The following is a 20,424-nucleotide window of genomic DNA, read 5'->3' as shown; positions in this document are numbered from 1 at the left end:
AGCAAGCCATCACTACCGCTTACCACCGTACCGAGTGAGGGTAGGGGAGTGAATCGTCTCGCCTGGCTCCTTTTCGTGATGGTCTCGGTCCTCTGGGGCATCCCGTACTTCCTCATCAAGATCGCGATCGAGGACCTGTCGCCGCTGCTGGTGGTGGCCGGCCGGGTCGCCATCGCGGCGGCCGTGCTGATCCCGATCGCCCTGATGCGCGGCACCCTCGGAAGCCTGCGCGGCCGGATGCCGGCCGTCACCCTGATCGCGATGGTGCACATCGTCGGGCCGTTCCTGCTCATCACCTACGGCGAGCAGCACATCTCGTCCTCGCTGACCGGAATCCTGATCGCCGTCGAACCGGTGGTGATCGCGCTGCTGATGTCGCGGACCGAGCCGCTCACCCCGATCCGGGTGGCCGGCCTGGTCGTCGGCTTCGCCGGGGTAGTGGCACTGCTCGGCCTGGACGTCTCCGGTGACTCCGGGCTGCTCGGCGCCGGCATGGTGCTGCTCGCCGCGATCAGTTACGCCGTGGCGACCATGCTGGTGCAGCGCCGCGCCGCCGACATCCCGCCCGAGGCGCTGACCGTCGGCACCACCTCGATCACGACTGTGGTGCTGCTGCCGTTCACCTTCTTCGCCCTGCCCACCGAGCCGGTCGGCGCGGACTCGTGGGCGGCGCTGGCGGTGCTCGGCGTCCTCTGCACCGCGGTCGCCTTGCTGGCGTTCTATAAGCTGATCGGCCTGGCCGGCTCGAACCGGGCCGGCCTGGTCACGTACGTGAACCCGGTCGTCGCGGTGCTGCTCGGTGTGGTGCTGCTGAACGAGTCGATCGGCGTGGCCACAGTCGCCGGTTTCGCGCTCGTCATCCTCGGCTGCTGGCTCTCCACTCGCCCGGCGCCGGTACGCGAGCGGGAGTCCATCGGCGTGTGAGATGTCGCAATTCGTGCCGGATCGGTTACGGTCCGGTCCGGCGCGGCGGCTTTTGCACTTCGTCGACCAAGATTGCCAGAAAACTCACAGCTGACAGATGGCTCTCATGTCTTGGCTGCACAGACTTTTTGCGGAATCTTTTCGAAGTCTTCAAGATCTGTGCGGAGACGTGGAGAGGAGCGACATGACGAACCGGGTGGAGCTGATTTACGGTGGCCGCCATGTCCAGTGACCGCCCGATCTTCGTCGTGGGCTGCCCGCGATCCGGCACGACGATGTTGCAGCTCATGCTCCATGCGCACCCGCGCATCGCTCTGCCGCCGGAGACCCGCTTCCTGCTGGCCGGCTGGCAGCAGCGTTCCGACTTCGGTGATCTGACCGACGCCGGCAACCGGAAGTCGCTGGCCGAGTTCATCGTCACATCGCCGCAGTTCACCGACCTCGGGCTGGACGAGACCGAGGTGGTCGACGCGATCGTCACCGGCCCGCCGACGCTGGGCTCGGCGTTCGGCATCGTCTTCCGGATGTACGCGCAGCGCTTCGGCAAGCCGCGCTGGGGCGACAAACGCCCGATGTATCTGCGGTACCTGCCGACGATCCTGAAGCTGTTCCCGGACGCGCAGATCATCAACATCATGCGTGACGGCCGGGACTGCGTAGCGTCGCTCAAGGAGACGCCGTGGAAGCCCGAGGAGTTCGACACGCTCCTCGACTACTGGAAGAAGTCGGCGGAGGCCTCGCTGGTCGCCTCCCGCGTCTACCGCAAGGACGTCTACCACCAGGTCCGCTACGAGGACCTGGTCGCCGACCCGGAGCCGCACCTGCGGAAGATCTGCGCCTTCCTCGAGGAGGACTTCGACCCGGCGATGACCGCGCCGAACAAGCTGGCCTCGGTCGCCGTGCCGGAGTACAAGACCTGGCACACGCTGACCCACCAGGCGCCCACCACCGAGCGGATCCAGAGCTGGCGCAAGCGGCTCAGCGGGGACGAGATCCGGCAGTGCGAAGATGCGTTCGGCGAGCTGCTGCCGCACTTCGGCTACGAGCCGTCGATCCCGATCCCGCGCAGTGTCCGGATGCGCAACGACGCGACCCAGCTCGCCAAGAAGCGGCTCGGCCCGGCCAAGCGTGCCGTCACCGGTCTGCTGTCGCAGGCGCGCCGTCACCCGGTCACCGAGACCGAGCCGCCGGTCGCGGCCCGGCTCACCAGCCGCCAGCTCGCGGGCTGACGTACCGCCGGGCGTGGGGCCGGGTCAGCCGACCAGGCGCCGCTCCCACGCCCAGGCGGCGATCTCCACCCGGTTCCGGGTGTCCAGCTTGGCGTGCACGCTGCCCAGGTGGGTCTTGACGGTGCCGACCGAGATGAACAGCTCGGCGGCGATCTCGGCGTTGGTCAGGCCGCGGGCGGTCAGGCGGACCACCTCCAGCTCGCGCGGGGACAGGCCGCCGTCCTCCGCCGGCTGAGCCGGGGTGGCCAGGTGCTGGAGCAGGCGTACGGTGACCGACGGGCTGATCAGGGCGTCCCCGGAGGCCGCGGCGCGTACCGCCTCGACCAGCAGTGCCGGGCCGGCGTCCTTGAGCAGGAAGCCCACCGCGCCGTTGCGCAGCGCCTGGTGCACGTACTCGTCCAGGTCGAACGTGGTGACCACGACCACCTTCACCGGGTCGGCGACGCCCGGGCCGGCGAGCAGCCGCAACGCCTGCAGGCCGTCCATCTTCGGCATCCGGATGTCCATCAGCGCCACGTCCGGCCGCAGCTGCCGGGCCTGCGCGACCGCCTCCACGCCGTCGGCCGCCTCGCCGACCAACTCCATGTCCGGCTGCGCACCGATGATCATGCCGAAGCCGGTGCGGACCATGGCCTGGTCGTCGGCGACGAGTACGCGAATCAAGAACCACTCCAGTTCAACGGTAGAGAGACGTCGACCACCCAGCCGCCGTCCACGCCCGGGCCGGCCGAGAACTGCCCGCCGACCGCGCGGACCCGTTCGGTCAGCCCGGCCAGACCGTATCCCGGCCGGTCGCGCGGGGTGGCCGGACGGGGTGGCGGCCCGTCGTTCGCCACCCGCACCAGCAGGTGGTCCGGGGTACGCCGCAGCCACACGTCGACGGCCGACGCGCCCCGGGCGTGCTGCCGGACGTTGGTCAGCGCCTCCATCACCACCCGGTACGCCGAGGTGGAGACCTCCACCGGCAGCCCGGTCGTCTCCCCGTCCCGATGCAGCCGGGCGGGCACCCCGCCGGCCGCGGTGAACTGCTCGACCAGCGCCTCCAGCTCGGGCACCCCGGCGATCGGGGCGAGCGGCGCGTCCGGCCGCGAGTCGGGGTCGCGCAGCACCCCCACCATCCGCCGCATCGACGCCATCGTCTCGGCGCCGGCCTGCTCGATCTGTTCCAGGGCCAGCAGCACCCGTTTCGGGTCCTGCTCGGCGATGAACCGGGCGCCCTGGGCCTGCACCACGATGCCGGTGACGTGGTGGGCGATGAAGTCGTGCAGGTCGCGGGCGAACTCGGTGCGCTGCTCGGTGCGGACCGCGTCCAGGGCGCGTTGCCGGTTGCCCTCCAGCGTGCGCAGGTAGACGCCGACGCCGATGGCGGCCGACCCGATCAGCGCCTGGAGCAGACCGAAGACCAGGTAGGTGCGCACGTCGCCGGAGCGCAGCGGGAGCAGGGCGACGGCCAGCAGCAGGGCGGCGCAGGCCGCTGCCGCCCAGCGGGCCGAGCCGCGGCGGGCCACCACCATGAGCACCCCGAACAGGGCGGCCGACTCGGCGAGTCCCCAGATGGCGCCGCGGTCGGTGCCGCTGAGCAGGAAGGTGAGCAGGATCGACTGCCCGGCCAGCACCAGCGCCGCCTGGGGCAGCCGGGACGAGCCGGGCCGGTGCACCGGGAGCCAGACCGCGGCCGCGACGACCGCCGCGCCCACCTGCCAGAGGCCGAGTTCGAGGCCTGCCAGCATGCCGCCCTGCACGTCGACCAGGCCGAGCACGGCCAGGGCGCCGAGCGCGGTGAGCTGGCCCAGGTGGAGCAGGGTGCGGTTCATCATCGTGACCCAGCGTAGGCGGCCGGACGGGCTCACCCATCGGCCGAAAGGCAGAGTCGCCGCCGGCCGGGCCTGTCGCCGGGCCGATGTGCGGGCGGCCGGGGATCGAACAGGATCCCTCTGTCCCTTTCCGCTTCCTGGGAGCACTCATGCAGACGCAGTCATCACCCGACACTCTCGCGGCCGTCGCGGCCGTGGACCTGGTGAAGGTGTACGGCACCGGCGACACCGCGGTCCGCGCGCTGGACGGGGTCACCGTCGGTTTCGACCGTGGCCGGTTCACCGCCATCATGGGCCCGTCCGGCTCCGGCAAGTCCACCCTGATGCACTGCCTCGCCGGCCTGGACACCGCCACGTCCGGCCAGGTGCTGCTCGGCGGCACCGACCTGACCCGCCAACCGGAGAAGGTGCTCACCAAGGCCCGCCGGGAGCGCATCGGCTTCGTCTTCCAGTCGTTCAACCTGCTGCCGCAGCTCACCGCGGCCGCCAACATCACGCTCCCGCTGGACCTGGCCGGGCGGAAGCCGGACGCCGAGCTCTACGACCGGCTGGTCACCACGCTCGGCCTGACCGGGCGGCTCGGTCACCTGCCCAGCGAGCTCTCCGGCGGTCAGCAGCAGCGGGTGGCGCTGGCCCGGGCGCTGGTCTCCCGTCCCGAGGTGATCTTCGCGGACGAGCCGACCGGCAACCTCGACTCGCGGTCCGGCGCCGAGGTGCTGGGCCTGCTGCGGGACTCGGCCACCATGCTGGGCCAGACCATTGTCATGGTCACCCATGACCCAGGGGCAGCGGCGTACGCGCATCGCGTCGTCCTGCTGGCCGACGGCCGGCTCGCCGGGGAGATCCATCAGCCGGACATCGCCGCCGTCACCGACGCCCTGCAGTCGCTGGCGGCCGCCCGATGAGCATCGTGCTGCGGACCCAGCTGACCGGGGTGGCCCGGCGGCCGGCCCGGTTGCTGCTCACCGGACTGGCGGTGCTGGTCGCGTCGTTCGTGGTCTATGCGACGGTGCTGGCCCAGCAGATCACCGAGCGCAGTGTGCTCAACGGGCTGAGCGGCACCCCGGAGGCGGTCGGGCTGGTGGTCCGCGACGGGGCGATCACCGCCCGGCAGCTGGCCGAGATCCAGAAGCTCCCGGGCGTGGCGGAGGCGGTCGGGCGTACCGAGGCGGGCGGGCAGGTCGGCGCGGCCGAGTACCTGGCGGTGATCGCGGACCCGGGCAGCGGCCCGCTGAGCCTGCTGACGATGCGCGAGGGCCGCTATCCGGCGGGTCCGGGGGAGATCGTGGTGACGCCCCGCACGGTGGACCGGATGGGCCTGACGGTCGGCGCGACCGCCGAGCTCGACACCGGCACCGGCAAGCCGGCGCACCTGCGGGTGGTCGGGGTGGCCGAGACCCGCGACGATTTCGGTTTCATGGCGTACGCGCCACTGGCCACGGTCACCGCACTGGCCGGTGGGGACGCGCTGTCCCAGATCGACGTTCGCCTGGACTCCGGCGCCGACACCGTCGCCCTGCAGGAGAAGCTCGCGAGCCTCACCGCCGACCCGGAGGCGGCGCCCGAGGTGGCCACCGGCGCCGAGGTCCGGCTGGCTGAGGCCCGCGAGGCGGCGTCCGAGGTCGACCAGGTCTTCGCCGTGGTCGCGACGTTCGTGGCGGTGGCCGTGGTGGCCGCCGGCCTGATCGCCGCCTCCACGTTCCGGATCGTCTTCGCGCAGCGGATGCGCCAGCTCGCCCTGCTGCGGGCGGTCGGCGCCGGGCGCGGCTCGCTGGCCCGGGCCCTGGCCGCCGAGGGACTGCTGATCGGGCTGGTCACCGGGGTCACCGGCGTGCTGGCCGCGCTCGCCGCCGGACATCTGGTGCCGCCCCTGCTCGGACTGTTCGGCTGGAAGGTGTCCGGGCCCGGGTTCCCGCTCGCCGCGGCCGCCGGGACCGTCGCGCTCGCCGTACTGATCACGGTCCTGGCCGTCCTGGCCCCGGCGCTGTCCGCCTCGCGGGTGGCCCCGCTGGAGGCCCTGCGGACCGCCGCCTCGACCGGCGCCCGGCGTGGCATCGGCGGGCTGCGCTGGGCGACCGGCCTGCTGCTCACCGCCGCCGCGTTGGCCGTCGCCGGCTACGTCGTGGCCAGCCTGCCCGGCCCGAACCCGGACAGTTATGACCCGATGCCGCTGCTGCTGGCCGTCGTGGTCTCCGGCGGGCTGGCCTTCCTCGCCCTGATCGCGCTCGGCCCGGCGCTGGTCCGCCCGGTCCTGGCGATCTCCGGCTGGCCGCTGCGCCGGCTCGGCCCGGTCGGCAAGCTGGCCGTCGGCGGTGTTGGCGGCAGCACCCGCCGGGCGGCCGCGGTCTCGGTCGTGGTCGCGCTCGGCGTCACGCTGATCGCCGGGGCGCTGGTCGGTGGCGCGTCGATCCGGGTCCTCGCCGACCGGGAGCTGGCCGCCTCGGCACCGGCCGACTTCGAACTGACCTCGCCGGAGGGCGGGCCGCTGCCGGCCGGGGCCGTCGACCGGGCCCGCGCCAGCGCGGATCTGACCCGGGTCACGCCGTACCGGCGGGTGGCCGACATCAGGATCGGTGGGCTGTCCGACGTCGGCGCGACCGATCTGGCCCTGACCGCGCTGCCGCGGCTGGCCGACCTGGACACCGCCTCGGGCCGGGCCGGCGATCTGGGGCCCGGCCGGATGATCCTCGGCCGCTACGTGGCCGACCTGGAGGGCCTCCGCGTCGGTGACACCGCGGTGGTCTCGGCCGGTGGTAAGCAGGTCACGCTGACCGTGGCCGCGGTGCTTGCCGACATGGCGCCGCTGCACACCGGCCTGCTGGTCGACCCGGCCGACCTGACCGCGCTGGGCGCGCCGGCCGCACCCACCGGGCTGCTGGCCGACGCGGCCGGCGACGGCGAGCAGGCGCGCACCGACGGGTTGCGGTCGATGCGCGCCGCGACGGCCGGACAGCCGGGGTACGGCGTAGCCGTCCTCGCCGACCAGCGGGACCAGATGAACACGGCGCTGACCCTGCTGCTCGCCATCGCCGTCGGCCTGATCGGGCTCACCGTCCTGATCGCCGTGGTCGGCGTCGGCGCCACCACCGCGCTGTCGGTGGTCGAACGGGTCCGCGAGTCCGGTCTGCTCCGGGCGGTCGGGATGTCACGCGGCGGGCTGCGCGCCATGCTCACCACCGAGTCCGCCCTGTACGGGGTGATCGGCGCGGTCCTCGGTCTGCTGCTCGGTGTCCCGTACGCCTGGCTCGCCCTCTCGGCCACCGGCGTGAACGCGCCGCTCAGCGTGCCGGTGTGGCAGCTGGCCGCGGTCTTCGCGATCCTGGTCGGGCTGACCGCGCTGGCCGGGGTGCTGCCGGCCCGCCGCGCCGCCCGGGTGAGCCCGGTGACCGCGCTGGGCGCCGACTGACCGCAGTCACCGCGAGCCACTCACCCGAGGTGGCTCGCGGTGACCGTCCAGTTACTGATAACGATCTCCCGAACCGGTCCATCCATCGATCGGACGCTCCGGTAGCGTTCACGCGCGCAAGATTCTCTTGGGGACGCGGGGGCGGGGAATGCGGAGACGGTTGGCGATCGGTGTCGGCGCGGCGGTGGCGGTGCTCGCCGCGGGTGGTGGGGTCGCGGTGCTGGCCTGGCCCTCCGGGGCTGAGGAGAACGCGGCGGCCGCGGCTACCGAGCAGGTCGAGACCCTGGCGCCGGACCCCAACGCGGAGCCGCCCCGGATCAAGACCGACCTGCACACCGTCGACGTCAGCGGCTCCGGTGGCTCGGCCGAGGTGCCGCAGCGCGACACCGAGCGGTTCAGCCTGCTCGGCGTGACCTGGGCGAACCAGAGCGACGCGCCGAAGGGCGCCATCGAGGTGCGGACCCGCAGCGTCAAGAGCGGCAAGTGGTCCGGGTGGGAGAGCCTGGACCTGCGCGACACCGGCCCGGACGGTGCGGAGGCCGCCGACCCCGGCCGGGGCGCGACCGAGCCGCTCTGGGTGGGACCGTCCGACGGTGTCGCCGCCCGGATCGCCGGCGGCGGCTCCGAACTGCCGGCCGGCCTGCGGCTGGATCTGATCGACCCGGGCGCCGAGCCCGGCGGCCGGGGTGGTGGCGAGCCGTCCGGGCCGGCCTCCGCTGATCCCGGCGTCGTCGCTCCGCCGCCCGCGCCGGGCACCGGGACGGAGACCGACGAGCCGGAGACCGGGACCTCACCCGACCCGGACCCCGAGGACGAGGTGGGCGCGTCGGCCACGCCGCCGGCCAAGCCGCCGGTGAGCACCACCACCGGCGCGACCACGCCGCCGTCGGTCCAGCCGAGCACGCAGGCCACCACCACGCCGCCGACCGGCCAGCCGACTTCGGCCACGCCGATCCCGACCTCGACGGTGCCGGTGAAGGCGCAGTTCCCGGCCTACGTCAGCCGCAAGGGGTGGAGCGCCGACGAGACCATCGTCAAGTCGATCGACGTCGCCAGCGAGGTCAAGGTGGTCTTCGTCCACCACACCGCGCACAGCGCCAAGGCGAACGACTACGCGTGCTCCGAGGCGCCGGCGATCGTGCGGGCCATCCAGTCGTACGACGTGAAGAGCGACAAGTTCTCCGACATCGGCTACAACTACCTGGTCGACAAGTGCGGGCGGCTCTACGAGGGCCGTCGTGGCGGCGTCGAGAACGCCGTGGTGCCCGCCGCGATCATCGGTTTCAACACCGGCTACGCCTCGATCGCGGTGATCGGCAACTACGAGACCGCGGCGTCCAGCGCGGCGATCGAGCAGATCCTGGCCCAGGTCGCGGCTGCCCGGCTCGGCAAGTACGGCTACAACCCGACCAGCAAGGTGACCGTCAAGGCCGGCGTGGCCAACGGCAAGTTCAAGGCGGGCGAGAGCGTGACGCTCGGCCGGCTGTCCGGTCACCGCGACGCGTACGCCACCGCCTGCCCGGGCGCCAACCTGTACGCCCGTCTGACCGCCATCCGGGCGCTGTCCCAGGAGATGGTCACCGGGATGACGCTGTGGTCGGTCGCCGGCGGCAGCGGCACCGCCGGGATCTGGTACGTCAAGAACCAGGCCCGGATCTCCTGGAAGACGAGCACCCCGGCGACGCAGATCAACCGGGTCGAGGTGCTGGTCGACAGCAAGGTCACCGCGACGCTGCCGGGCACCGCCACCAGCGCGACCGTCAGCCTCACCCCGGGCGCGCACTCGGTGGCGATCCGCGCGGTGCACAACTCCGGCACCACGGCCCGGCTGGTCGTCCCGATCCACGGTGATCCCACCGCCCCGTCGACCCCGTCCGCGCTCGGCGTCGGCCTGCGCACCGGCACGGTGAGCGCCACGGTCGTGCCGGTCACCTTCGGATTCCAGGCGACCGACAACGCCAAGCTCGCCGGGTACACGATCAGTCACCCGCGGGCGGGCACGGCGGCGGCCACCGCGTACTCGTGGCCGACCACGGTCCGGCCGGGCGCCACCAAGTACGCGCTGACCGCCAAGGACTACGCGGGCAACGTCAGCAAGCCGGCGTCGGTGACGCGCACCGTGGTGCTCAGCGCCGAGACCGCCGCCAAGAAGACCGGCAGCTGGACGAAGAAGAGCGGCAGCGGCTACCTGGGCGGCAAGGCGCTCGCGGCCACCGCCAAGAACCGGAAGCTGACCTGGACGTTCACCGGCCGGTCCGCGGCGCTGCTGTTCACCAGGAGCGCCAAGTCCGGCAAGGCCGCGATCTACGTGGACGGCCGGAAGGTGACCACGGTCGACCTGAAGTCGTCGAAGACGCTGAACCGGCAGGCGGTGTGGACCCGCAACATGGCGTACGGCAAGCACACCGTCGCGATCGTCGTGCTCGGCACCTCCGGCCGGCCGACGGTCGTCTCGGACGGTCTCGCGTACGTGAAGTGACGCTCTAACCGGAGCGGCGGGCCGCGCCACGCCGCTCCGGGCCGGTGTACTCGTCGGCGGGCGGGAGGGTGAACCAGAAGGTCGCCCCCCGCCCTTCGGCGCTCTCCGCCCGGATCTCCCCGCCGTGCCGTTCGACCGCCCGGTTCACCGTGGTCAGGCCGATCCCGGTGCCGGGGAAGTCGCGGGCGTCGTGCAGCCGGGCGAACGGCCGGAACAGCTGGCCGGCCTGCTCGGCGGGGAAGCCGGCCCCGTTGTCGCGCACGTAGTAGCGCCCGTCGTCCCAGCCCACCTCGACCACCGGCTGTTCGACCTTGCGGCTGAACTTCACCGCGTTGTTGATCAGGTTCTCCAGGATCACCCGGACCAGGCCCTCGTCGGCGTCGGCGGTCATGCCCTCGCGGACGGTGAACGCCACCCGCCGGTCCGGGTCCCGGGCGGAGACTTCCGCGATGACGCTGCGGGCCGTCGCGGACAGGTCGAACTTCGCCCGGCGCAGCTCACCTCGGCTGGCCCGGGCCAGGATGAGCAGCGACTCCACCAGGTCCGCCATCCGCATCGCGGCGGCGTGCACCCGGGTCAGCCGGTGCCGGGTCACCTCGCCCAGCACCTCACCGTCCTCCTCCTCCAGGATGTGCTCGGCGAAACTGGTGATCACCTGCAGCGGCCCGCGCAGGTCGTGCGATACCGAGCCGGAGAACGCCTCCAGCTCCTGGTTGCGCCACTCCAGCTCCTCGACCAGGGCGGCCCGGGTCTCGGCGAGCTGCCGGGCGGCCCGCTCCTCGGCGGCGTCCAGCTCGCGGCGCATCAGCTCCTCGCGGATCCGGCGGGCCTCGTCGTGCGACTGCTTGCGGCGGATCTGGGCCCGGACGTGCGCCAGCAGCCCCTCCGGGATGTCCACCCGGCGCACGTAGTCGTCCGCGCCCGCGGCCAGGCAGTCCAGCATGGCGTGCTCGTCGCCGGTCACGATCACCGGCAGGTCGCCGATCTGCGGCACCTCCCGGATCCGGCGGCAGGCGTCGCGGGCCTCCTCCACGTCGTCCTCGAAGCCGACCACGATGCAGTCCGCAGCCTGCTCGGTGAGCAGCTCCAGAGCGTCGTCGACGGCGGGTGAGACGACCGTGTCGTACCCCTCCGGGCGCAGCGCGTCGGCCCAGACCTCCTGGTCCTCCCGGTTCGGCGTGATGATCAGCACCTTGCCCGGGCCGTGCAGGCTGCCGATCACCTCGATCGGCAGCTGCTCGGCGCTCTGCCGCAGCACCGCGGCCAGCTTGGCCAGCACCACGGCCAGGTCCTGCTGCTTGCGGACGAAGGCGTCGGCGCCCGCCTCCAGCATCTGCATCTCGGTGGCGTAGTCGTCGGCGGCGGTCATCAGGATGCACGGGGTGTCCCGCAGCGCCGGGTCCAGGCGGACCCGGCGGATCACCGTGGCGCCGTCGATGCCGGGCATCACCCCGTCCACGATCACCGCGTTTGGCCGCCGGTCCGCCGCCATCCGCAGCCCCTCCTCGCCGCTGGCGGCGGTCAGCACCGCGTAGCCCTCCGGTTCGAGCAGGTCGCGCAGCTGTTCCCGGAAGGTCAGGCTGTCGTCGATGACCAGGACGGTGGCCCGGTCGCCCGGCTGGTCGGCCGGTTCGCCCAGCAGCTGGCGGGTACGCGCCACCACGTACCCGGAGTCGTACGGCTTGCCCACGTACTCGTCGGCGCCGACCCGCAGCCCGGCCAGCCGGTCGGTGACCTCGCTCTCGCTGGACAGCAGCATGGTCACCACGTCCGCGCGGCCGGGGGTGCGGCGCAGCTCGGTGAGCAGCTCCAGACCGTCCGCGTCGGGCAGCAGCACGTCCAGCACCGCGGCGTCGAACCGGGCGCCGGTGAACGCGGTACGGGCCTCGGCCCCGGTGGCGCAGAGGATGGTGGCGAACCCGTCGTCGGAGAACGCCTCGTGCAGGTCCATCCGCACGGTCAGGCTGTCGTCGACGATCAGCACGGTCGGGGTCATCGGCGTGCCCCCGCCGGCTGCAGGTCGGCGAGGCGGGCGGCCATCCGGGCCGGTGGCAGCACGTGCTGGGCCGCGCCGAGCAGGGCCGCCTCCCGTGGCATGCCGTAGACCGTGCAGCTCGCCTCGTCCTGGGCGAAGGTGACCGCGCCGCGGCTGCGCATCTGCAACAGTCCGGAGGCGCCGTCACGGCCCATGCCGGTGAGCAGGCAGCCGGCCGCGGTGTTGCCGAACTCGGTGGCGACTGACTCGAACAGCACGTCCACCGCGGGCCGGCAGGAGTGCCGGGGCGGGCCGTCGCTGAGCCGCAGCAGGTGGTCGCGGACGTACAGGTGGCGGTCCGGGGGCGCGAGCAGGATCTGGCCGGCGACCCGGCTGATCGGGACGCCGTCCTGGGCGTACCGCACGTTGCGGCCGGTCTGCCCACCCAGCCAGTCGGAGAACGCCACCGCGAACTGCTCGCTGGCCGCGATGTGCTGCACGCACAGCACCGGCGTACGGAAGTTCGGCGGCAACTCCCGCAGCAGCTCGGTGAGCGCGGCCGGACCGCCGGTCGAGGCGCCGACCGCCACCACGCTGAGCGCCTCGGTGAGCGGCGGGGGAGCAGCCGGCGGCGGCGGAACGACCGGTATGACGGGAAGCGGGTCGGCCCAGCGCCGGTCCTTGCGGCCGTCGAGGCGGGCCCGCGGATGGGTGATCACCCGGATCCGGGCCACCATCCGCAGGGTGGCCCGCAGCCGCTGCGACCAGTCCGCGTCCGAGTCGTCGCCGCGCGGCTTCTCCAGCACGTCGACCGCGCCGGCCGCGAGCGCGTTGTAGGTGCTGAACAGCTCCTGCCGGTCGGCCGAGGAGACCACCAGGATCGGCGTCGGATGCTCCGCCATGATCTGTTCGGTGGCGGCCAGGCCGCTGATGCCGGGCAGCATCATGTCCATGGTGATCACGTCCGGCCGCAGCCGGGCGGTCATCTCCACGGCGCGCAGCCCGTCCACCGCCTCACCGACCACCTCCAGCTGAGGATCGGAGGCGAGCGACTCCCGCAGGAGGCCGCGCATGGTCGCGGAATCCTCGACGATCAGTACCCGGGTCATGAGCGCACCACCAGCCGCCGGATGTGGTTGAGGAGCTCTTCCTGGTCGAACTCGCCTTTGATCACGTACGCCGACGCGCCCACCGCCCGGCCCCGGTCCCGGTCGGCCGCGCTGGCCCGGGAACTGACCAGGATGGCCGGCACCCCGGCCGTGTCCGGATCGGCGCGGGTCCGCTCGACCAGCGTGAACCCGTCGATGCCGGGCATGTCGATGTCGGAGAGGATCAGCCCGTACCGGCGGGTCCGGACCCGTTCCAGGGCCTCCTCGCCGGACGCGGCCAGGTCCACCTCGAAGCCTGCCGACTCCAGGATGCTGCGTTCCAGCATCCGGGTGGTCAGCGAGTCGTCCACCACCAGGATCGGCAGCGGCGTGCTGGCCGTCGCGCCGCCGGGCCGGGCGCCCGCGGCGTGGCCCCGCAGCACCTCGGCCGCCAGCCCCTGCGGGTCGAGCACCAGGCGCGGGTTGCCGTCGGCGTCCACCGACACGCTGCCGATCACCGAGCTGGCCGGGGCCAGGTCCGGCAGCGGACGGGCGACCAGCGCGGACGTGCCGGCCAGCCGGTCCACGCCGACCGCCACCGCGCCGGCGTCACTGTTGACGACCACGGCGGCGCCGGGGGTGGGGGAGTCCGGGACGGTGCTTCCCGCGTACAGGGCTTCGGCCAGCGGCAGGAACGGCGCCGCGCTGCCGTCGTAGACGATCCGGCCGGTGCCGGCCGCCGCGGCGGCCTCGGCCGCGCTGAGCCGCACACAGCCGCGCACCGCGTCCAGCGGCAGGGTGGCGACCGTGCCGCCGGCCTCGACGATCAGGCCGGTCATGCTGAGCAGGGCGAGCGGGATGGTCAGCTCGACCGTGGCGCCGGCGCCGGGCACGCTGCGCACCGCCACCTCGCCGTGCAGCTGGGCGGCGACCTCGCGGACCGCGTCCATCCCGATGCCGCGCCCGGCCACCTCGGTCACCTGCGGCGAGGTGCTGATCCCGCCGCGCAGCACCAGGTCGAGCAGCTCCTGCGGGTCCGGCGGGCGGGCACTGGGCCCGAGCAGGCCACGTTCCTGAGCGGTACGCCGCAGCGCGTCCAGATCGAAGCCCCGGCCGTCGTCGGCGCACCGGAACACCGCCCACCGGCCCCGCCGCTCCACCTCGACCGCGATCGTCCCCTCGGGTGGTTTGCGGGCCGCCAGCCGCTCCGCCTCGGACTCGATGCCGTGCACCACCGCGTTGCGGACCACGTGCAGGAACGCGCCGCTGACCGGGCCGAGCAGGTGCGCGCCCATCCGGATGTCGGCCCCGTACGCCTCGAACCGGACCCGCTTGCCCTCGCCCTCGGCGGCGTCGCGGACCGCCCGGCGCAGCGCCGTGAAGATCGTCCCGGCCGGCACCAGCCGTAGCCCCTCGGCCTTGGCCCGGACGTCCTCCAGTTCCCGTTCGATCTGGTCCACCGCGTCGGTGATCAGCCGCCCGGCCGAACCCAGCTCCCCGGCGAGCCGCTCGGCCGCCGCCCGGGTGGTCCCGGTCGGCGCGGTCCGGCCGGTGCGCAGCTGGTCGGCGAGCGACACCGCGGACCGGTGCAGTTTCTCGATGGTGACGTTCAGCCGCCGCAGCGGCGCCATCCGGGCGTTGGTCTCGGTGATCGCGTCCAGCAGCTCGTCCAGGTCGGCGGTGGCCGCCCGGTTCGGGATCGGCGCCTCCGGGTGCGGGGCAGGCTCCTCGGGGGCGTCCGGTTCCGGTGGCGCCGTGGCCGGCGGCTGCGGCGTCTCCAGGGCGCTCACCTGCGCCGAGATCTCGTCGTTGAGGCGCAGCAACTCGCGCATCTCGTCGGCGGCCAGCGGCCCGGTCTCGACCCGGTGCGGGACCAGGATCTCCTCGAACGCGTGCGCCCGGTCGGCGATGTCCTTCTGCTTCACCACCCGGGCCGCGCCCTTGAGCGTGTGCGCGGCGCGCAGCAGCCGCGCCACCGGCTCCGGTCCGGGCCGCTGGTCCAGGTCGAGCACGCCGGCGCTGATCTGGTCCACCAGGTCCCGGGCCTCGACCCGGAAGTAGCGCAGCGGATCCCGGCCTTCGGGCATCGACGCCGTCCTCAGCGCCGGCCGGTGCCGACCAGCTCCAGCAGGTCGCCGGAGAGGTTGGAGAGGTGGGCCGCGGTCTGCTTGGTCTGCACCGCGCTCGCCTCGGTCTCGCGGGAGACCCGGGCGGTGTCCGAGGCGGCGACGTTGACCTGTTCCACCGCGGTGGTCTGCTGCTTGGTGGAGAGTTCGATCTCCCGGGTGGCGTCGTTGGTGGTGGCGACCAGCTGCACGATCTCCCGGAACGAGTTGGTGGCGTCGTCGAACTGCCGGGCCCCGGCGTCGACCGCCTTCGCGCCGATCTCGGTCGCCATCACCGTGGTGTTCACCGCGCCGCGCACGTCGTCGATCAGCGCCCGGATCTCCTTGGCCGACCCGGCGGTACGGTCCGCCAGCTTGCGGATCTCCTCGGCCACCACCGCGAACCGGCGGCCCCACTCGCCGGCGCCGCTGGCCTCGATGGTGGCGTTGATGGCCAGGATGTTGGTCTGCTCGGCCAGTTCCGAGACCAGGTCCACGACGAGGCCGGCCTGCTGCGACTTCTCACCGAGGGCGAGCATGTGCTGCACGATCTGGTCCACCTGGGAGCGGATCGCGGCCATCGACGCCCGGGTCTGGTCGATCGTCGAGTCGCCGGTCCGCGCGGCCGCCTCGGTCTCCTCGGCGATCTTCGACACCCGCTGGGCGGTCTCGGCGATCTGCCGGGAGGTGATCAGCAGCTCGCTGATCGTCGTGGTGATCTCGCTCATCGCGCTGGCCTGGTCGCGGCCGCCGTTGACCTGCTGGGCGGCCGCCGCCTCGAGCTGCGCCGAGGAGCTCTGGATGTGGCCGACCGCGGCGCCGACCTCGCGGCGCAGGTCCCGGCTCAGCCGCCAGGCCACCACGATCGCGCTGGCGGTGGTCAGGACGCCCAGCCCGATGATCACTGCGATGGCCAGCGTGGCCCGGTCCGAGGAGTTCTGCCGTTCGCTCTCCACACCGGTCTGGACCTGTTCGACCAGCTTCGCCAGGGCCGCCTCCAGACGCCCCCGGACCGGTATGGCCACCTCTTCGTTGAGCTGGGCCGCTTCGCCCACCCCGCCACCCTGCGCGGCGCGGCGGGACATCACCGTGGACACCACCTCGGCGTGCTCCGCCTCGATCGCCTCGACCTCGTCGAGCTGGGCCGCCGCCGACCCGTCCAGGGATCCACGGAGCAGTTCCAGCTCGCGGAGGAACTCGGTGCGGTCGGCGGCGGCCAGCTCGGCGTAGTCCTCGGTGCCGTAGAGCAGGTAGCCGCGGAAGTCACCGAGCCGGGTCTCCAGGATCCGTCCGATCCGCTCGGTGCGGGTCAGGTCCCGGGTGGCCGCCGTGATCGCCGCGTCCTTGGCGTTCACCACGAAAGCCATGCCGATCACCGAGATGATCACCGTGAGCAGGGTGAGCAGGACGGTCCCGGTGACCCCGATCGCGAGTTTTCTGCCGTAGCTGCGTCCGGCCATCATCAGGACTCCTCGGGGGCGAGCGGGTGCCCGGCCAGCTGGTGGACCAGGGCGCGGGTGGTCGGCACGTCGATGATCGGCCGGTCGCCGTCCGGCAGCCGGACCATCCCGTGCAGGTAGCCGTGGGGACCGCCGTCGGCGAGCCCCTGGACCACGTCGGTGGCCGGCACCCGCAGGTGCCGGTCGAGTTCGTGGAAGGCGAGAGCGAGCGGCGGGGCACCGGCGGTCAGCGCCAGCCAGCGGGGCTTCCGGGCGATCGGGTGGCCGAGCAGTGTGGCCAGGTCGTAGACGGGCACGATGGCGCCGGCGAAGCCGGCCACCCCGAGCAGGGCCCGCAGCGTGGTGGGCAGCGCGGTGACCGGACGGTCCGGATGCACGCCGGAGGTCTGGGAGAGCCGCAACGTGTACGGGCGATCGCCCACCTCGATCGCCAGCAGCTCGATGCTCGCGCCGTCGAAGGTGCGGGCCGGCTCGGCGAACGAGCGGTCGAAGTCCGCGCGCAGCCGGGCCACCCGCTCGGCGACGTTGCGCCCGCTCACCGGTGCACCCCACAGGCCTCCAGCTCGGTGCGGCACAGGGTGGTCAGGGCCAGCCGCCCGAAGCCGCCGCCGAACAGCGTGATCCGCTCGTCGTCCTCGCGGTGCAGCAGCTCCAGGGCCGGCTCCAGGTGGGCCGCGGCGCCCCGGTGGTCGCCGCGGCGCCGGGCCAGCAGGCCCATCCGCAGCCGGGGCATCGCGAACGCCGGGTCCAGGTACGCCGCCAGCCGGTACTGCCCGGCCGCCTGCTCCGCGCAGTCCAGCTCGTGGCAGACGCCCAGCAGGTGATGGGCGTCCGGGTGCGGCCCGCCGATGTCCATCAGCCGGTGGGCCGCGGCCCGGGCCTCGGCGAGCCGGCCGACCTGGGCCAGCAGCACCCCGCGTACCAGCAGGTCCCGGGTGCCGGTCAGGCCGTGCCCGGCGAGCAGGTCCAGGGCGTCGGCGAACCGGTCCTCCTGCATCAGACCCAGCGCCCGCCCGCGGACCTCGGCGCCGTTCACGAGCGGGGCGGCGCTGTGCGTGAGCGGGCGGGAGTGCGGCGCCGGACGGGGTGCGGGCCGCGGCGGTGGGGCCGGCCGGGAGTCCGGGCGGCGGTAGTAGACGGTGCCGGCGTCGTACTGGATCTCCAGGCCCTCCGGCCGGCTGCCGAGCGAGTCGGTGTGCCCGAGGAACAGGTAGCCGCCGGGCGCCAGCGCCCGGGTCATCCGGCTGACCAGACCGGCCGCGGTCTCGCCGGTCAGGTACATCAGGAGGTTCCGGCAGAAGATCACGTCGTAGCGGCCGGCGTGCCACAGCTGCGGATCCTCCACGGCGACGTTGTGCTCGGCGAACCGCACCGACCGCACCACCTCGCCGGCCACGGTGAACCCGTCCGCGGTCTCGGTGAACCAGCCGCGCCGTGTCTCCGGCGGGGTCTCCCGCAGCGACCACGCCGAGTAGGTCGCGGTGTGCGCCCTGGCCAGCATCTGCCGGTTCGCGTCGACGCCGAGCACCGAGACGATCCAGTCCGCCGACGGGCGGGCCCGGTGGGCGACGATCGCCAGCGAGTACGCCTCCTCACCGGACGAGCAGCCCACCGACAGCAGCCGCAGCACCCGCTGCCCGGCCCGCGCGGCGATCCGCTCCGGCAGCACCCGGTCGGTCAGCACCCGGAACTGATCGCCGTGCCGGAAGAAGTACGTCTCCGTGATGCTGAGCGCCTCGGCCAGCTCCGCGGTCTCGGTGGCCCAGCGCCGCCCGCCCAGCCGGTCCAGGTAGTCGCGCACGGTCAGCCCGTGCGCCGCCGCCCGCTCGTCCAGCACGGTCATCGTCTGCCCGCCGTCGGAGTCGGCGAACGTCCAGCCCAGCCGCCGTTGCAGCAGCTCCCGGAACCGGATCAGCTCACCGCCGCTGATCATGCGGCAGCCTCGGTGGTGGAGTTGCCGGCCGCTTCCCAGACCTCGTCGGGGACGGCACGGATGCTGCGCAACAGCAGCAGCGGGTCGGTGCCGACCGTGCCGACCGCCGCGATCAGCGCCTTGGTCGCCCCGGTGAACAGCGCCGCCGGCCCCTCGGGCGGGGCCACCTCGATCCGCTGAACGCCGAGTACCGGACCGGTGGCGCAGGCGATCGGCCCGCGCCCGGCCCGCACCGCCACGTACCGGGCGATCTCGCCGTCCACCCCGGTGAGCAGCCGGGTCACGTCGATGACCGGGGCCGGAGCGCCGCGCAGGATAGTCAGCCCGCGGACGTACGGCGGGGTGCCGGCGAGCGGTCGGGTCGGCAGCGGCCGCATCGTCTCGACGACCTCGTCCAGGGGTAGCGCGCAGTACAGCGGGCCGGCCCGGAACACGAGCGCGACGACCCCGGCGTCGGACGCCGGAGCCAGAAGATCGTCGTACTGCCCCCCCACGCGCTCAGGCTAGCTAGGATTCGTCCCGGTTTCATGAGCTTCGCTCAACTCTGTGCCGGGTCCGCCGCAGGGGCCGGCCCCGGCGCGCGGCCGCCCATCCGCGCGCCGGGACCCGCCTGTTCAGTAGTGCTCGTTGCGCCCCGGCAGCGGGGCGGGTTCGTGTCCGGACCAGGGCACACCTTCGTACCCGGACCGCTGCTGGCCCGGCTGGTATCCGGCGCGCGGCGGGGGCGCGTACCCGGGCACCGGCCGCCCGGCCACCGGCAGGTCCGAGTCGCCCGGCGGGCCGGGGTCCGCGTCGCGAGGCGTCTCCGGCCAGCCGGCCGGGATCGGGCCGACCCAGTCCACCGCGGGTTTCACCGGCTCCGGCGCCGTCGCGGGCTCGCTGCCGGCCGGCCACAGCCGGGGCCGGCGCCGTGCGGCCAGGTCCTCGGCCCAGCCGAACATCAGCACCGAGACGGCGACCAGCGCGAACGTCACCGCCAGCGTGAGCGGGCCCTCGAGCTCGCCGAGGTCGTCCAGCCCGGTGCGTTCCAGGACCGGCCAGACCGCGGCGATCGCCACGCCGTGCCACAGATAGACGGTCACCGCCCGGGCGTTGAGCAGGGTGATCAGCCGGTGCACCGGCGCGATCCGCTCGATCCGGTCCATCGGCGGCTGCCAGCGCAGGAAGAGCAGCACGAAAGCGAGCGAGTACACCGCCTGCGCCTCGGAGACCTCGTTGAAGTCCCAGCCGGTCTCCGCGTGGTGCTGCCACAGCCAGTACAGCCCGGCGCCGGCCAGCGCGGCGAAGGCCAGGCCGGCCACCGCCGGATGCAGCCGGCCGAGGCGGCCGTCCCGGTGGGCGAAGCCGGCCAGCCAGCACGCACCATAGGTCGCCAGGTCCCAGAGCGCGGACTCGGCGCTCGCCGGCATGCCGAAGTCACCGTGTTCCAAGATCAACATCATCAGCAGGGGTACGCCGAGCAGCGGCCAGCCGACCCGCCGGAACAGCGGATACAGCAGCGGGGAGAGCAGCACGAACCACAGGTAGGTGCGCACGTACCAGAGGGCGTCCCAGACGAACGCCGCCTCGTCGCTGCCGGGCGGGTCGCCGAGCGGCAGCACCCAGAAGAGCAGCGCCGCCGGCCGGAACGGGTGCTGGCCGTCGGTCTCGGCCGCCCAGCCGAAGTAGAGCATCGCCGGCACGGTGATCAGCCCGAACAGCCAGACCGGGGGCAGCAGCCGCCGCATCCGGGACACCACCACCTGCCCGGCCGGGCGCCGCTGCAGGGAAGCCGCGGTGAGTGACCCGGCGACGGCGAACATGACGCCCATGGCCGGGAACACGATGGACAGCCAGGGCCATCCGAAGTGGTGGTAGACGATCACCCGGATGATGGCTGCGGCACGAAGCAGGTCCAGGTATCGATTACGCACCGCGAAACCGTAGCGACGGTGTCCCCGATGCCGGGACCGCCGGATCGGTCGGCAAAGTCCGGCTCGCCGGATTACCCCGGCCGGGGGAACCAGACGGA

15 protein-coding genes are annotated in these 20,424 nt (G+C 73.4%); 5 read left to right on the top strand and 10 right to left on the bottom strand.

Going from position 1 to position 20,424, the window contains the following annotated elements; translation table 11 throughout:
- The first annotated feature begins 48 nt into the window (after positions 1 to 48).
- Positions 49 to 924 carry a DMT family transporter gene (locus tag OHA21_RS22175; RefSeq protein ID WP_328476550.1) on the top strand — a complete coding sequence of 292 codons (876 nt, stop codon included), beginning with the start codon at positions 49 to 51 and terminating at the stop codon, positions 922 to 924.
- 221 nt (positions 925 to 1,145) lie between these two features.
- Positions 1,146 to 2,153, top strand: a complete 1,008-nt coding sequence (locus tag OHA21_RS22170; protein ID WP_328476548.1) for a sulfotransferase family protein — start codon at positions 1,146 to 1,148, stop codon at positions 2,151 to 2,153.
- 24 nt (positions 2,154 to 2,177) lie between these two features.
- Here OHA21_RS22170 and OHA21_RS22165 read toward each other — a convergent pair whose 3' ends face one another.
- Together OHA21_RS22165 and OHA21_RS22160 are read right to left on the bottom strand one after the other, a co-directional pair.
- On the bottom strand, positions 2,178 to 2,816 hold the full coding sequence (locus OHA21_RS22165; RefSeq protein WP_328476546.1) for a response regulator transcription factor: 639 nt from the start codon (positions 2,814 to 2,816) through the stop codon (positions 2,178 to 2,180).
- Positions 2,813 to 3,970 carry a sensor histidine kinase gene (locus OHA21_RS22160; protein WP_328476544.1) on the bottom strand — a complete coding sequence of 386 codons (1,158 nt, stop codon included), beginning with the start codon at positions 3,968 to 3,970 and terminating at the stop codon, positions 2,813 to 2,815. Before OHA21_RS22160 ends, OHA21_RS22165 begins: the two co-directional genes overlap by 4 nt.
- 146 nt (positions 3,971 to 4,116) lie before the next feature.
- Between OHA21_RS22160 and OHA21_RS22155 the strand changes: the two genes are divergently transcribed.
- The 3 genes from OHA21_RS22155 (at position 4,117) to OHA21_RS22145 (ending at position 9,852) form a co-directional block, all read left to right on the top strand.
- The gene (locus OHA21_RS22155; RefSeq protein WP_328476542.1) at positions 4,117 to 4,872 is read left to right on the top strand and encodes an ABC transporter ATP-binding protein; all 756 of its coding nucleotides are present in this window, start codon (positions 4,117 to 4,119) and stop codon (positions 4,870 to 4,872) included.
- Entirely contained in the window at positions 4,869 to 7,373 is a 2,505-nt protein-coding gene (locus OHA21_RS22150) for an ABC transporter permease (RefSeq protein WP_328476540.1), read from the top strand. The genes OHA21_RS22155 and OHA21_RS22150 overlap by 4 nt, the downstream gene beginning before the upstream one ends.
- A gap of 148 nt (positions 7,374 to 7,521) precedes the next feature.
- Positions 7,522 to 9,852: an N-acetylmuramoyl-L-alanine amidase gene (locus OHA21_RS22145; protein WP_328476538.1), complete on the top strand. Its 2,331-nt coding sequence runs from the start codon at positions 7,522 to 7,524 to the stop codon at positions 9,850 to 9,852.
- A 4-nt stretch (positions 9,853 to 9,856) separates the two neighbouring features.
- On the opposite strand, the gene OHA21_RS22140 is transcribed toward OHA21_RS22145, so the two are convergent.
- The 8 genes from OHA21_RS22140 to OHA21_RS22105 all read right to left on the bottom strand — a co-directional run bounded on the left by OHA21_RS22140 (position 9,857) and on the right by OHA21_RS22105 (position 20,326).
- The gene (locus OHA21_RS22140) at positions 9,857 to 11,848 is read right to left on the bottom strand and encodes a response regulator (RefSeq protein ID WP_328476536.1); all 1,992 of its coding nucleotides are present in this window, start codon (positions 11,846 to 11,848) and stop codon (positions 9,857 to 9,859) included.
- On the bottom strand, positions 11,845 to 12,936 hold the full coding sequence (gene cheB / locus OHA21_RS22135; RefSeq protein ID WP_328476534.1) for a chemotaxis-specific protein-glutamate methyltransferase CheB: 1,092 nt from the start codon (positions 12,934 to 12,936) through the stop codon (positions 11,845 to 11,847). Before cheB ends, OHA21_RS22140 begins: the two co-directional genes overlap by 4 nt.
- Positions 12,933 to 15,002 (bottom strand): hybrid sensor histidine kinase/response regulator, encoded by a 2,070-nt coding sequence (locus OHA21_RS22130; protein ID WP_328476532.1) that lies wholly within the window; start codon positions 15,000 to 15,002, stop codon positions 12,933 to 12,935. Before OHA21_RS22130 ends, cheB begins: the two co-directional genes overlap by 4 nt.
- Positions 15,003 to 15,013: 11 nt before the next feature.
- A complete protein-coding gene (locus tag OHA21_RS22125; protein ID WP_328476530.1) occupies positions 15,014 to 16,483 on the bottom strand; it encodes a methyl-accepting chemotaxis protein in 1,470 nt (489 codons plus the stop codon).
- The gene (locus OHA21_RS22120; RefSeq protein WP_328476528.1) at positions 16,483 to 17,019 is read right to left on the bottom strand and encodes a chemotaxis protein CheW; all 537 of its coding nucleotides are present in this window, start codon (positions 17,017 to 17,019) and stop codon (positions 16,483 to 16,485) included. The genes OHA21_RS22125 and OHA21_RS22120 overlap by 1 nt, the downstream gene beginning before the upstream one ends.
- Positions 17,016 to 18,413 carry a CheR family methyltransferase gene (locus OHA21_RS22115; RefSeq protein WP_328476526.1) on the bottom strand — a complete coding sequence of 466 codons (1,398 nt, stop codon included), beginning with the start codon at positions 18,411 to 18,413 and terminating at the stop codon, positions 17,016 to 17,018. Before OHA21_RS22115 ends, OHA21_RS22120 begins: the two co-directional genes overlap by 4 nt.
- Positions 18,410 to 18,907, bottom strand: coding sequence for a chemotaxis protein CheW (locus OHA21_RS22110; RefSeq protein WP_328476524.1), 498 nt, complete (start codon positions 18,905 to 18,907; stop codon positions 18,410 to 18,412). The genes OHA21_RS22115 and OHA21_RS22110 overlap by 4 nt, the downstream gene beginning before the upstream one ends.
- Before the next feature lie 120 nt (positions 18,908 to 19,027).
- Positions 19,028 to 20,326, bottom strand: coding sequence for an acyltransferase family protein (locus OHA21_RS22105; protein ID WP_328476522.1), 1,299 nt, complete (start codon positions 20,324 to 20,326; stop codon positions 19,028 to 19,030).
- Between the last annotated feature and the right edge of the window lie 98 nt (positions 20,327 to 20,424).

The organism is Actinoplanes sp. NBC_00393 (assembly GCF_036053395.1).
GTDB lineage: Bacteria > Actinomycetota > Actinomycetes > Mycobacteriales > Micromonosporaceae > Actinoplanes.
The sequence above is the reverse complement of the archived record's forward strand: the minus strand, read 5'-3'. Positions and strand labels throughout refer to the sequence as shown.

Coding starts and splice junctions, on each gene's coding strand:
- OHA21_RS22170 (WP_328476548.1), top strand. CDS start 1,146: ATGTCCAGTGACCGCCCGATCTTCGTCGTGGGCTGCCCGCGATCCGGC.
- OHA21_RS22160 (WP_328476544.1), bottom strand. CDS start 3,970: ATGATGAACCGCACCCTGCTCCACCTGGGCCAGCTCACCGCGCTCGGC.
- OHA21_RS22155 (WP_328476542.1), top strand. CDS start 4,117: ATGCAGACGCAGTCATCACCCGACACTCTCGCGGCCGTCGCGGCCGTG.
- OHA21_RS22150 (WP_328476540.1), top strand. CDS start 4,869: ATGAGCATCGTGCTGCGGACCCAGCTGACCGGGGTGGCCCGGCGGCCG.
- OHA21_RS22145 (WP_328476538.1), top strand. CDS start 7,522: ATGCGGAGACGGTTGGCGATCGGTGTCGGCGCGGCGGTGGCGGTGCTC.
- OHA21_RS22140 (WP_328476536.1), bottom strand. CDS start 11,848: ATGACCCCGACCGTGCTGATCGTCGACGACAGCCTGACCGTGCGGATG.
- cheB (WP_328476534.1), bottom strand. CDS start 12,936: ATGACCCGGGTACTGATCGTCGAGGATTCCGCGACCATGCGCGGCCTC.
- OHA21_RS22130 (WP_328476532.1), bottom strand. CDS start 15,002: ATGCCCGAAGGCCGGGATCCGCTGCGCTACTTCCGGGTCGAGGCCCGG.
- OHA21_RS22125 (WP_328476530.1), bottom strand. CDS start 16,483: ATGATGGCCGGACGCAGCTACGGCAGAAAACTCGCGATCGGGGTCACC.
- OHA21_RS22115 (WP_328476526.1), bottom strand. CDS start 18,413: ATGATCAGCGGCGGTGAGCTGATCCGGTTCCGGGAGCTGCTGCAACGG.